Annotated in this window: 14 protein-coding genes; 5 read left to right on the top strand and 9 right to left on the bottom strand. The window is 45.8% G+C overall.

All coding sequences use genetic code 11. The annotated features are described in order from the left end of the window. From rpsB to B3157_RS01350, 9 genes are all read right to left on the bottom strand, one after another. Positions 1-728, bottom strand: a 728-nt coding sequence (gene rpsB / locus B3157_RS01310) for a 30S ribosomal protein S2 (protein WP_292588267.1), incomplete at its 3' end; no start/stop codon positions are given. Positions 729-806: 78 nt separating this feature from the next. Beyond that, positions 807-1193, bottom strand: coding sequence for a ribosome silencing factor (gene rsfS / locus B3157_RS01315; protein ID WP_103133826.1), 387 nt, complete (start codon positions 1191-1193; stop codon positions 807-809). A 106-nt stretch (positions 1194-1299) separates the two neighbouring features. Continuing rightward, positions 1300-3126: a glutamine--fructose-6-phosphate transaminase (isomerizing) gene (glmS, locus tag B3157_RS01320; protein ID WP_292588270.1), complete on the bottom strand. Its 1827-nt coding sequence runs from the start codon at positions 3124-3126 to the stop codon at positions 1300-1302. A 1-nt stretch (position 3127) separates the two neighbouring features. Further along, a complete protein-coding gene (gene plsX / locus B3157_RS01325; protein ID WP_292588272.1) occupies positions 3128-4126 on the bottom strand; it encodes a phosphate acyltransferase PlsX in 999 nt (332 codons plus the stop codon). 3 nt (positions 4127-4129) lie between these two features. Beyond that, complete coding sequence (rpmF, locus tag B3157_RS01330; RefSeq protein ID WP_099829059.1) at positions 4130-4312, bottom strand: 50S ribosomal protein L32; 183 nt, start codon at positions 4310-4312, stop codon at positions 4130-4132. A 17-nt stretch (positions 4313-4329) separates the two neighbouring features. Then, positions 4330-4866, bottom strand: coding sequence for a YceD family protein (locus tag B3157_RS01335; protein ID WP_103133829.1), 537 nt, complete (start codon positions 4864-4866; stop codon positions 4330-4332). A 58-nt stretch (positions 4867-4924) separates the two neighbouring features. Further along, positions 4925-5614: an ABC transporter ATP-binding protein gene (locus B3157_RS01340; RefSeq protein WP_099829061.1), complete on the bottom strand. Its 690-nt coding sequence runs from the start codon at positions 5612-5614 to the stop codon at positions 4925-4927. Further along, positions 5598-6359 (bottom strand): ABC transporter permease, encoded by a 762-nt coding sequence (locus tag B3157_RS01345; RefSeq protein ID WP_214078705.1) that lies wholly within the window; start codon positions 6357-6359, stop codon positions 5598-5600. The genes B3157_RS01340 and B3157_RS01345 overlap by 17 nt, the downstream gene beginning before the upstream one ends. Next, complete coding sequence (locus tag B3157_RS01350; RefSeq protein WP_292588281.1) at positions 6343-7263, bottom strand: ABC transporter substrate-binding protein; 921 nt, start codon at positions 7261-7263, stop codon at positions 6343-6345. Before B3157_RS01350 ends, B3157_RS01345 begins: the two co-directional genes overlap by 17 nt. A 216-nt stretch (positions 7264-7479) precedes the next feature. Between B3157_RS01350 and B3157_RS01355 the strand changes: the two genes are divergently transcribed. The 5 genes from B3157_RS01355 to B3157_RS01375 are packed head-to-tail and all read left to right on the top strand — an operon-like array spanning position 7480 to position 13290. Continuing rightward, complete coding sequence (locus B3157_RS01355; protein WP_103133832.1) at positions 7480-7752, top strand: HU family DNA-binding protein; 273 nt, start codon at positions 7480-7482, stop codon at positions 7750-7752. 48 nt (positions 7753-7800) lie between these two features. Continuing rightward, positions 7801-8697 (top strand): DUF881 domain-containing protein, encoded by an 897-nt coding sequence (locus B3157_RS01360; protein WP_292588286.1) that lies wholly within the window; start codon positions 7801-7803, stop codon positions 8695-8697. A 5-nt stretch (positions 8698-8702) separates the two neighbouring features. Beyond that, positions 8703-10520, top strand: a complete 1818-nt coding sequence (locus B3157_RS01365; RefSeq protein WP_292588288.1) for a peptidoglycan DD-metalloendopeptidase family protein — start codon at positions 8703-8705, stop codon at positions 10518-10520. Continuing rightward, positions 10517-11614 carry a YncE family protein gene (locus B3157_RS01370; protein WP_292588290.1) on the top strand — a complete coding sequence of 366 codons (1098 nt, stop codon included), beginning with the start codon at positions 10517-10519 and terminating at the stop codon, positions 11612-11614. Before B3157_RS01365 ends, B3157_RS01370 begins: the two co-directional genes overlap by 4 nt. 14 nt (positions 11615-11628) lie before the next feature. After that, positions 11629-13290 carry an Ig-like domain-containing protein gene (locus B3157_RS01375; RefSeq protein ID WP_292588292.1) on the top strand — a complete coding sequence of 554 codons (1662 nt, stop codon included), beginning with the start codon at positions 11629-11631 and terminating at the stop codon, positions 13288-13290. The last annotated feature ends 4 nt before the right edge of the window (positions 13291-13294 follow it).

The raw sequence follows: 13294 nt of genomic DNA on the forward strand, positions 1-13294 counted from the left end.
TTTTCGGCAGTCGATTCTTTCTTAGTTTCGAGAGCAGCGGCGTTTAGACCCTCTCTGCCCTCAAGAATAGCATCGGCCATGGTATGAACGATCAACTGAATTGCCCTTATGGCGTCGTCGTTTCCGGGGATTATGAAGTCTATTACATCTGGATCACAGTTGGTGTCTGCTATACCGATAACCTTTATGCCGAGTTTGTTGGCTTCTGCAACGGCGATCTCTTCTTGTTTGGGGTCAACAATGAAGATAACATCGGGAAGCTTCTGCATTTCTTTGACACCGCTCAGGTTCTTTCTAAGCTTATCGAGCCTTTTGTTGATCATGCTCTGCTCTTTCTTGGGTAGAGCGGCGAGCTTTCCCGACTCTTCCATTTCTTCGAAGTTCTTGAGAGCCTCGATTCTCTTCTTGATCGTAGCGAAATTCGTCAAAAGGCCACCGAGCCAGCGGCTGTTGACGTAAAAGGAGTCACATCTCTTCGCTTCTTCCTGTACGATTTGCTGAGCCTGTCTCTTTGTGCCAACAAAAAGGAACGTTGCACCTTCCTGAGCAGAATTTCTCACATACTCATAGGCCTCTTCAATGAGCTTAAGTGTCTTCTGAAGGTCTACGATGTAGATGCCTTTTCTCTCACCATAAATATACGGCTTCATCTTGGGGTTCCATCTTCTCGTTCTGTGACCGAAGTGAACTCCGGCTTCGAGAAGCTGTTTCATAGATACTACCGACACAAATACACCTCCGTTTTGGTTTTCCTCCGGCTTTGCGCCGATCGACCCCTACAGAAGGGGCACCGGGATCGACTGCGATTACTGCCGTGTGTTGTCCTCGTCAGCGACGAGATCTCTATATGTGTAACGCTTTGCATTCAACCAAAGGTCTTCGAGAGAATAGAACTCTCTTCCCTTCTTACTGAATATGTGGACGATGAAGTAACCGCCATCTATTACCAGCCAATCATAGCCTTTTCCTTTGTCATAGTAGATGATCTCGACGGTTTCCTTTTCGATGTACTCGAGTATCGCCTCTCGAAGAGCACCCATATGGGGGTCAGAATTGGCGGTTGCTACGACAAAGTAATCAGATAGATTTGACACCTTGGAGACGTCCAGTATTACGATGTCTTCTCCATGCTTTTCATCCAAAATGTCTGCGATCTCCTTAACTACGTTATCCAAATTGATTCTCCTATTCATATCATGGTCATCCGTTGACGGTTCACCGTACTCCGAAAAAACCCTTCAGAAAACGATCCATGCAAAATCACTTCCAGAACCGCGCCAAAATCGATCTTGATTCTCTCTATTCAACAGTGACGCTCTTAGCCAGGTTTCTCGGTTTGTCTGGATCTAGCCCTCTCTTAACCGCGATGTAGTATGCGAAGAGCTGCAGATAAGGTGACATCACCAGCGGATATAGGGGATCGAGAACACGAGGAACCTCGATACGACTGTTCACGGTCTTTGAGACTTCTTTATCGTTCTCTGAACAGATAGCCAGAACCTTTGCATCTCTTGCTCTGGTCTCCATTATGTTGGAAATCATCTTCGACTTCAATTCATCCTCAGGAACTATTGCAAAGACCGGAAAGTCCTTATCCAGTAAAGCTATAGGGCCATGCTTGAGCTCTCCGGCCTGATAACCGCTTGCGTGAATATAACTGATCTCTTTGAGCTTCAAGGCGCCTTCAAGGGCAGTTGCATAGCTATACCCTCTGCCCATGTACATGAAATGTTTGAAATCGGAGTATTCCGCTGCCAGTCTTTTACACTGTTCGTTAGCGGCTGGGAGTGTATTCTCAAAAACCGTGGGCATCCCTTCCAGCTCATTAACAATCTTTGCGATATCTGAACTGCTTTGACCTATGATGCTGGAGATGCAGGCTCCCAGAAGAAGCAGGACTGCAACCTGTGCGACGTAAGTTTTGGTGGCTGCCACACCTATCTCCGGACCGGCATTTATATAAATCACTGCGTCGCTCTCTCTCGAAATTGTGGACCCAACAACATTTGTAAGAGATATGATTCTGGTTCCAAGTCTTTTCGCCTTACGAATCCCCTCAAGAGTATCTGCCGTCTCACCTGATTGGGAAATAGCTATGACAAGGTCACTGAATCCTTCCGGCAATCTTCTGTAACGAAATTCTGAAGCCACTTCAACTTCTATCCGAATCCCAGAATAGTCCTGTATGAATCTCTGGAAGACTAATCCTGCGTGGTAACTTGTTCCGCAAGCCAGTACAGTTATCGATCTAGCCTTCGCGATCTCTTCTTTCAGATGATCAACCTCTTTGAACCTGGGAGCTCCATCCTTGATTCTGGACATGAGAGCATTTCTAAGAGTCTGTGGCTCTTCGAATATCTCTTTGAGCATGAAATGATCATAGCCGCCCTTTTCAGCCGAGTCCTCGCCCCAGGTTATCCTAGTTGACGATTTTCTAACAGATGTGCCGTCCAATCTGGATATACTTACACTGCCTGGACGAATTACGGCAAGTTCTCCATCATCAATGAAGTAGACGTCTCTAATATGCTTCAATAGAGGCGTAACGTCTGAGGCAAGATAGCCGCTTTCGCCAGTAGATCCTACGACAAGGGGACTCCCTTTGCGAGCTGCAACGATTACGTCGGGATGGTCCTGATGAACTACGCCAATTGCATACGCACCTTCAAGATCCACCAAAGTATGCCTTACGGCTGAAACAATGTCACCGGAATAATGGTCTTCAATGAGATGGGCTATTACCTCTGTGTCGGTAACCGACTTGAAAATGTGGCCCTTCTTTTCTAGATCTATTCGCAGAACGTCGAAATTCTCGATAATACCATTGTGCACAACCGCTATCTTTCCCGTGCAATCGGTATGAGGATGTGCATTGAAATCGGAAGGCCCTCCATGAGTTGCCCATCTGGTGTGGGCAATTCCCTGAACAACGCTCGAATCCAGCTCGTCTCCAAGAATCTTTTCGAGAGCGGAAATCCTTCCAACGGCCTTCGTTACTCTTAGACCTTCTCGACTGTTCACGGCAACTCCTGCGGAGTCGTAGCCTCTATATTCAAGCTTCTTCAGGGCATCTACAAGCTTTCTTATTGTGAGGTCTTCTCCAACCATTCCAACAATGCCGCACATACTACTTTTCTCCAATCTTCATTTCGAGGCTCTTAACTAGATCGCCCTTGACTCCCTGGTAAGCAACTCTAATTGCGTTCTTTATGGCGAGGGCATTAGAATTGCCGTGGGCCTTCACAACGGCCCCTTTAACACCAAGGATGAAAGCACCTCCGTACTCACTCGGGTCCATAGCTCTTTTCAGCCGTTCCAGCGCGCGTTTGAGAAAGAGAGCACCGATCAGTCCGAAAAGACCGCTCCGCTTGATTTCTTTCTTAAGCGTTGCTGAAATCAGCTTTCCCGTGCCTTCCATTGCTTTCATGGCAACGTTGCCGTCGAATCCGCTGCAGACAACTACATCTACATCTCCGTAGTTGATATCACTGCCTTCAACATTCCCAGCAAAATCATCGCCAAGTTCAGCTTTCAGATAGTCGAATGCCTGCTTAGTGAGTTCAGTACCTTTCTCTTGCTCCTCACCAACATTAAGCAACCCAACCTTCGGGTTGGTTCTTCCGAGAAGCTTCGCGTATTCATAGCCCATTCTGCCGAAGTCGCGCAGGTGCTCAGACCTGACTTCGGAGTTTGCTCCGGCATCGACCAGTATGGTGAATCCATTCTTGGAGGGAGTTAGAACGGCGATAGCGCCTCGATCAACGCCTTTTATTCTTCCCACAATGAAAAGTGCGGCGGCAAGAACCCCGCCCGTATTCCCTGCAGAAACAAGAGCATCGACCTTTCCGTCTTTCACCTGCTGTGCGGCTTTGTAAAGAGAGGTCTCCTTTTTTCTCAGCAAAAGAGAAGGCTTCTCCGACATCGGAAAAACCTCTCCCGCATCAACTATTCGAATTCTTGAGCTTTCAGGCGTCTCTTTCAGCAAAGGCTTGAGACTTTCTTCTTTTCCTACCAGAACTATCTCAAGATCGTGAAACTCTTCGAGAGCAAGAAAAGCACCGTCTATGTTAACTTCGGGAGCATTATCTCCACCAAAAGCATCGAGGGCAATTCTTACGCCTTGCATCTGTTACTCACCAATCTCAAGAATCTGTCTTCCTCCATAATAGCCACAGTGCAGGCACACTCTGTGTGGCTGTTTTGGTTCGCCGCAGTTTGGACATGTAGAAACAGCCACTTTGATCGCACTATATGTCTTTGCGCGCTTCAAGCGGGTTCTGCTCCTGCTTCGCTTTTGCTTTGGAACGGCCACTCTAATCCCTCCTATATCTAGCTCTTCAATTTCTCTCTCAGGTCGGAAATAGCCTTGTGCCATTCATCCTGAATCTCTTCCCTCTTCTGGCACGAATGGTTTTGCTCATCGTTAAGGTTTGCTCCACAATATGGACACAGACCTGCACAGTCTTTTTCGCACAGAACCTTCTGAGGAACCTCAACAATTATAGCCTCAATAACGCGTTCTGACAAGTCCAGCAGATCTCCCTCAAGCCTCAGAACATTATCCAGGTCGGCGCTTGTGCCGTCTTCTGCAAAAACAACACTGTCTTGAAGTACGTAGGTGGCTTCAATTGTTCCTTCAATCGGGATTGAGACTTCTTTCAAACACCTTGCGCAGTTCTCTTCGAGGATTGTTTTCACCGAACCTGTTACAATGATCGAATCCTTATCTTTATACAATTCGATGTGGGTCTCTGCAGCGCTTGTCAGCTTTATCTCTTCTGTGAAGTCTGGGTCCAGAACGACATCTATCGTCTTCTTGAATTCGAAGCTGTTCAGATCAACGATTAACTCATGGATTTTCGCCATTTCAATCACCTCTGTGCCAGCAAATACTACATCACTGCTATTTCAATTTACTCACGTTTCATTGAACAAATGAAGAAGATTCCTTCATTCTAGATAACAGGCTACGAGCTATTCGATCGATTTCGTCCATTGTTCTCTCTTCCGGACTGCCGAGATCTATAGAATCAGTCTTCGAAAGTTTGTCCTGTATGATTATTATGTCTGTCGAGAGCCTCGCTGCCTCCGCAGGATCATGTGTAACCATTATCACACTGATTCCCCTCCTCATCCAGATTTTCTGGATGTCTTCCATCAGCCTGTCCTTAATTACAACATCTAGAGAACTGAACGGCTCGTCCAAAAGAATGATATCAGGGTTGAAGGCTAACGCCCTCGCTATATTGACTCTCCTGCGCATCCCTCCGCTTAGCTGAGAAGGATACTTGCTCTTATGCTTCTTCAGTCCAACAAATGAGAGAAACTCAACCGGGTCGCACCCAGGTGAGACAATCGAGATATTCTGGGCAGCCGTCAACCACGGGATTAACCTATCGTCCTGGAATACAAATCCCAAGCGTTTGCTGTCAAGTTCAACAGTTCCGCTATCGGGCTTCAGGATACCGCCGATGATTCTCAGTAGTGTGGTTTTACCGCAGCCGGAGCTGCCGAGGATCGTTAGGAAGAAATCACCGTCTATAGAGTAGCTGAAACCATCAATTATCTTCTCCCCGTCAAACTGCTTATGCAGATCTCTAATTCTTAAGTGCATAGCGGGCACTCCTTCCTATTAGCAGATCTAGAAGCTTCTCGGTAAGTATGCCGAGAATCACAAGGATCAGAGTGTAAGCGAAGACTCTGGTAGTGTTTATTGAGTACTTCGCATCGGACATTGCTCTTCCTATACCGGATGCCCCAACCATGAACTCAGCTACTGCGACTGATTTCCACATGATTCCAACCCCCACTCTCATTGACGACACTATGAAGGGAAAGGCAGAGGAAAGATAGATCTTCCTGAGAACAACCTTCCTGGAGAGCCTGTAAACTTTTGCCATCTCTACCAACTTCTTGTCTACGTTTCTGACTCCCTCTGCAATATTAATTGTGAAGATAGGAAATAGCGTAAGCAATACAATATATACTGGAGAAGAGAACCCTACCCCCCACCAGAAGATCGCCAGAGCAAGCCAGGATACGATAGGAATAGACTGGAGAATCACTACCAACGGTCTGAGCAATTCATACAATACATCGATCAGACCCATAAGAAACCCGGTCACCATGGCCATCCCCAGCGCGAGAAAAAGCCCAATAAAAGCCTTTGAGCATGTTTCGACAATATTCGACCAGCCTCTAGCGCTTGAGAGTATTTTCGTGAATTCCGCTATTGTTTCGCCTGGACCAGGCAATAGAAGGTTGCTTGAAACCAGCAGAGATGCGACAAACCACACCAGTAGAAGAAAACCTACCGAGAGAATTGGCGCAAGCTGTTTCCTTCTAGAAGAAGAGAGCATCTAGATCAATATCACCCGTCAGTTCCTGATCGAGTTCCCGCAGCTTTTCAATGTATATCGTTGTTTCTTCCCTGGCTTTTTCGGAGTCTGCAAATAGAAAGCCTGCTGTATCCATTGCCTTCTGCAGTACAGGAATGGGGAAGCCACCCATCTTTTCTGACACTATCTCCGCAGTCTTCTCCCTATTAGCGAGCGACAGGCTCATGGACTGCTGGTAAAGGAGAAGGAATGATTCGACAACACTTCTATCGAGAGAACCGCTTACGAATATCCCCGATGTAGGAATGTTGATTCTCCTATCGTTGAAGCTTTCCCATAGATCTTCAATCGGCATGGACCTTATTACACTCTGAACACGAGCCTCGGCAAGAGAAGCAAACGGTTCAGGTACAAGTATGAGCTTGGCTTTTCCGCTCGCAAGAAGCTGCACAGACTCGGCGCCGCCTACGTAGACTATCGACACATCTCTTCCGACTTCATATCCACGGGACTCAAGGGCGCCGCGAAGAATGGTGTCTGCTGTCTGACCGGGTGCCTGCAAGGTGTAGATCACCGTTCCTACCAGGTCTTTTATATCATCTATCGGCTTCTCTGTAGATATGAAATAGAAGCCATTCCACATGCTCACTGCCGCGAGCTTAATATCTACTCCAGAAGCTGCCAGCTTAACTCCGACGGTTACGGGAAGAAGGCTTATCTGTGCCCTCCCTGTAACCAGCATTGAAATCGCTTCGTCTACGCTTCTCCACAAATTGATTTCGAGACCCGGGACTTCATTAGAGATATCCGAGGAGAGTAACTCAGCAATTGGAATTAGAGTAGGACCAACTGGATTTATGTAATTGATGCCAAAAGATACGAGGGCTAGAGACACCACTAAAACTGTAATAATGAGTTTCTTCATATAGAACCACCTCCACTAGCAATTATACACTCAATTCGCCTGCCTGACGACGGCTTAACAGCTTTGAAGGCCAAATCGCGAGCCTGAAGCCGAATCAGAACTCTCAGGGCCGATTTCTTCCCGATGAAGGCTAGAATCGCCCTCTATAAGGAGTTTGGTAATTTGAGCTCTGAGTGGTAGAATAATAGCGACATCTCATGCGAAGGGGGGAACAGTATGAACAAAAAAGAACTCATCGCTGAAATCGCTGAGAAAACGGGTGTTACTAAGAAAGATGCTGGAAAGACCCTTGACACAGTGATCGAGATCATCGAAAAGACACTGTCTAAAGGTGATGTTGTGAGACTCGTTGGTTTTGGCACATTTATGGTAGCTTCAAGGAAGGCCAGAAAGGGTGTCAATCCGAGAACCAAGAAGCCCATTACGATACCGGGCGGAAAAGTTCCTAAATTCGTACCTGGAAAGGAACTGAAGGAAAAGGTAAAATAGTGTCGTAGACTCTGCGGCGGCCGGAGTTGCCGCCGCTTTTGTTTTGGAGTGAAAGACTTGAAAGGAATCTGGGTTCTCTTTGTTATCTTCATTATTATTGTGGCTTTGGGTGCTTTCTTGAACATCTACTTTCTCAGGCAGTTTGGCGATGAAATGGTTTCAAGTCTCAGTACAAGGGAAATAGAGAACAAACTTCAGACCATGTCCGAAAGAGTTTCCCAACTCAACCTGAATCTCGACTCACTCTCTTCTCTTGAAGTGAGACAGGATCTTTCGAAGATAATCACCGATTTTCAGGGGATTATTGCAAACCTGAACTCAGTCTCGGCTGCTGTTAGCAGTACTTCCGTTGGGGACTCGTTGACAAATCTCTCAAATGATATGCAAAACATTCGGAATCTTCTCACTTCACTGGATAGAAGAGAGACTCTAGACTACTCGACCCAGATAGAGGGAATAAGAGGAAAGATTGTCTCTCTTGAGTGGCAGCTGGAAGAGCTCAAGTCGCTTGTAGAATCCAGTATGGTTGATGTCAAAAACGCCGTTTCGGGAACTGTTGTCCCTTACAGTACTCGGAGTGAGTTTTACGAGGAAGAGGTTGGAAAAGGTGTACGAATAAGAATTGAATCTGGCTTCAAAGGAAGTAGCATTATCCATGACAGCGATATCCTTATGATTCTGAACGAAATATATGCCTTGAGGGCAACTAAGATCTCATTAAATGGGAAGAGAATAATGCCATATACTTACGTGCGTTGCGTAGGAGCAACTGTTATAATTGATGATGTACCTACTCAAATTTCGCCTATTGTTATTGAGGTGTTGGGCGATTATGATTATTTGGTTTCCGGTCTGGGTCTCTTGAAGGAGTTTTTCAAGGGCAGGGAGATTGAAATGACTTTTCTGCCTCTTGAGTTTATTACCATTCCCGCGGGAGGGGGTTGATTCAGTTGAAAAAGGTTACCCTTCTTACTCTTCTTATACCTGTTTTCGTGCTCTTCACGGGGTGTAACTCTCCGTTCATTACTAGAGATGATTTTCTTGCAAAGATGGATGCTATTGAAGGGAAGATTGACTCTATTGCTCTTAGTCAAAGGAAGATAGTTGAGCTTGAAGATGCTGTACAGGAGCTTGCCTTTCGCATAAACTTTGTTCAAGCAATAGAGCCCACCTATGCAGGCTATGATGAGCTTGAAGCGCTGAGAGCAGAACTTCAGATAATAAAGAATATGCTTGCTGAATCGGTTATAGACTCCGCCTCGTCTGCAGCAATCGTTAAGACGCTCTATGACAAGATCGACGGAGTATTGATCAGCTCGGTAGAAACCAACATAATGACGCGGGAGATCGACGATCTTAACAGAAAAGTCCAGGCCCTAGAATCTCTGAACTCTTCAAGATACACAGAGCTCGTCCAGAGAATCTCCGAAGTGGGTAGCTACGACAGCTCAATTGATGAGGCGAAATTCGAAGAGCTCCTCAGAAGAATAGAAGAGATAAAGAACACTGAAGTTGTTGTTGTTCAACAGGAGCCTGAGCGAGATGACGGGAAATACGAAGAACTCGTGCGAAAGATCGAGCAGCTTGCAGCAAGAACGGATACTTCAGCCATCGATAGCGCAAGATATGATTCGATTGCAAGGAGGCTTGCAGAACTTGAAGAGACTGTTGGATCGGCCGTTATAGATGCAGAGGTTTTCAACGAACTGGTATTGAGGATTGAGGAAATGGACTCCAGGACACGCGAGCTTGCGGTTAATCTGGAGGCTATTGAGCAACAGGAACAGCCTGAACAAAGGGATTATGTGACAATGACCACCTTTCTTGGAGAGATTTCCGATATTCGCAGCAGACTTGGCGCGGCAGCTTACGAGACCATAGAACCAATGTCTTACGTGTCATACATAGTCAAATCGGGCGACAGTCTGTGGAACATTGCACAGGCTTACGGTGTCACAGTAGATCAGCTGAAGGAAATGAATCCTCAGGTCAAGAACTGGGACCTAATATTCCGAGGGGATGAGATAAAGATACCTCTCTCACTGGATAATCTCATGGCTAAGGCATCAATCGCTACTCATTTCGGCTTGAATCTTGGGGTAGACTTTCTCGTTGATTCAATTGAATCGAACTTCGGAAGCTATGATTACGGCTATGCCAACCCGGGAATGGATCTGACCGTCCCGCCGAATTCCAGGATAACCGCCTTTCTTCCCGGTAAAGTTATTCTCTCGGAGCGTGTAAACGATCTTTACGGTGAGATGGTTGTTGTCGATCATGGGAACAACCTTAAGACTGTCTATGCACGCCTGGGAAGCCGAACGGTTATCAAGGGTGATTTTGTAAGGGTTGGAGACACCATTGGATTGGCATCAGATGCAAAGGGAAATCTCCACTTTGAATTCTGGAAGGCAGATGTCCCTGTGAATCCAGCCGATATAATCTTCGATAATGTGGGAACTTTTGAGGTTACAATGTACACTGAGTGGGATGATGCAAAGAATCCGACATCGCCTTCTTTCAAAATGACTGCAAGTGGGGATTTCGTGAAGGGATATCGAACGGTTGCCGCCGATCCCAGCGTAATTCCTCTTGGCTCGATTGTCTATATTCCGTTTTTCTCGTCCTCTCCAAACAAGGGATTCTTTGTTGTTGAGGACACCGGTAGTTCTATAAGGGGTAACAAGATCGATGTTTACACCCATGATTTCAATATCGCGTCGAGTTTCAAAGAAGATCTTCTGGTATATGTGGTGAAGCGCCCTTGAAAAGATCAATGATGCTCTTTCTTCTTTTCATCGTGATTCTTAAAGGTAATGTACTCGGAACGATCACTTTCGGGCAAAGATATCCCCTTGGAGTTATGCCCTCGAGAATTGTTGAGGTCGAAAACAGCAGCGGAACGTACTACGTTACTCTTGTAAAAGGCGACTCTGAACTAGTTGTTTTCGACGCCAGTTTCAGGCCCATCACGATTTTCGATACTATGAGAAATGACGGAATTAATGATCTAATCTGTAGAGATGGGAAGCTGTACTGCTTTGGATTCTACAGCGGTAGGCTGGTTGTCGTGGATGCTTCTTTACATCCGAGTAGATGGAAGAAGATCGATGAGATTCCAACATCGAGCAGACTGATTACGGGATCGTTCATTGATGGAAAAATCGGAATACTCACAAATGACTATGAGTTCCTAGTGCTTGATATTGCTAAGAGAGAGATAATCAAGAGGCACAAACTCCCGGTGATTGGACTCTCTGTGGCAGAGGATTCAGAGCATTTTTTCGTCTCGCTTTTTCACAATTACAATATGTTAACCCGGTCTCACGAAACCGAAAAGGGACTGCTAGTATTCGATGAATGGGGAAATCTGGTAAAGGAAGTGAATATCGGAAAGAGACCTTCATACATACATCTCGAAGGCGATAGGCTCTTTCTTATCTCCTACGTTGAGGAGAGTCTGAAGATCCTTTCCAAAACTGATTTCAGCGAAATACACACAGTCTACCTTGGCAGGTATCCGAATTTCCCGATAGTCCATAATGGAAAGATATGGGTTGCTCTGACCGGCGAAGACCAGATAATGACTGTGGAACTTTCAAGTTACCGGACGGAGTATTATGATCTATTAGGTCGTGGCCCGATAAAAGTCTTTCATAACGGGGAAAGAATTTACGTTCTTGAGACCATTACTGGAACACTTGAGATTTTGGATAGCAGAGGAAATACGATAGAATATGTAGAGTTAGATGGCTATCCGGTAGATATTGTTTTCAACGGAAAGGAAATCGCTGTTTTGCTTCAGGAAGACTGGCAGACAGGAAAAAACACTGGAGCTCTGCTGGTTCTCAAAGCACAATAAGTCGGAGGTTTGAAATGGGTCTCAAAAACATTCTGAGAATCACTCTTTGCTTGTTAATCGTTCTGATGGTTTCTTCTTCATGTCTGGTTCCCAGAGCTAGATTACTGAAGCAGATAGATCCTCAGGTTGTCACTGAGGGAGAAACTCTTGAATTATTGCTGGCCAGTTACATTTTGTCAGGGAACGCCGAAGATCTGAACTTTCAGGTTTTGGAAGGAGTTGGCGAGATCAAGGGAAGTTATTATCTTTACGCTCCCGGTTATGATGAAGCTGGAGAGTACTGGGTAAAACTACAAGCAAGTAACGGGAGTGATTCAGATTTCAGAAGGTTCAAGGTGACGGTTATAGATAACAATAGAGCTCCTTCTATAGAAATCAGTGATCTTCGGATTTCAGTCGGCGAGGAAATGACCATAGACTTGAGCGAATTATCGACAGACCCTGACGGTGACTCTCTTACTTATGAGCTAGTAGGTCAGTTTGGGCAGATAATTGGAACAGAACTGTTTTTCGATGCAAGAGAAATGCAAGTTGGAGTGTACCAGGTAGAAGTTCGGGCGTCGGACGGCAAAGGGGGCCAGGGGAGCTGCACTTTTCTGGTCACAGTGTTTGACTCGAATCAGCCTCCCGAAATAGTCATTCCTGATTTTACAATCAAAGAGAACGAGACCCTTTATCTGGACCTTCTTGATTATGCATTTGATCCCGATGGGGATGAGATTACCTTCGCCTTAATCACCGGTGTGGGAGTTATTGAAGGCATTCAATACGTCTTCGCTGCCAATTACGAGAGTTCAGGAACGTATGATGTTGAGATCGCTGTAAGCGATTCAGAAGGAGCGTCTTCTTCAGGAAGCTTCGAGATAACCGTAATTGATGTCAATAGACCACCTAGCATACCATTCGATCCTGTCCCCAAAATGGCCGAAACAATTGTTCCGACAAACACTTCACTTAGCTGGTCATGCGGAGACCTTGATGGGGATTCTTTGTTGTACGATGTCTATCTCGGTAAGACTCCGAATCCTGTCCTTGTTGCTTCAGGAGTTTCCGGAGAGACTTATACACCGGTTCACCTTGAGGAGGGAACCCACTACTACTGGAAGGTCGTTGCTTCAGACGGTGAAGACGAAACAGAGGGCCCCATATGGGAATTTACCACCGTAGTCCCGCCTGTGATTCTGGGAATTGTCTCCGACAAGGAATTGATAGTCTCGTCCAAGGTTTCTATTGATGGTCAAGACCTGAACATTCCATTGGATTATGTTGTTGAAAGGGATCAGACTCTAGTAGTTGAAATAGATGAACTTCAAGAGTTTGATTATAGAAAGCCTGTCGGAGATGATGTTAGGGTCAGCTTTATCGAGTGGGACGACGGGGAGACTTCACCTAATAGAGAAATCCTCATGGATCACTCTTTGAAATTAACTGCAAGATTTTTAGTGACCTATTACTTGAATATTGCTACATCGGCCCGATATGAACATGAAATACCTGGCGAAGGGTGGCATGATGAAGGAGCCACGGTTGTTGTTACCGCTCCGAAAATCGAGGGGTACACTTTCAGAGACTGGGATCTCAACGAAACTTATGGGATAGTGTGTGGAGAAGTAATCGTTGTCAAAATGGCTGGTCCGGTGAATCTAGTAGCAAACTATACGCACGATTGCCCATAGGATC

The organism is Mesotoga sp. UBA5557, from assembly GCF_002425715.1.
Lineage (GTDB): Bacteria > Thermotogota > Thermotogae > Petrotogales > Kosmotogaceae > Mesotoga.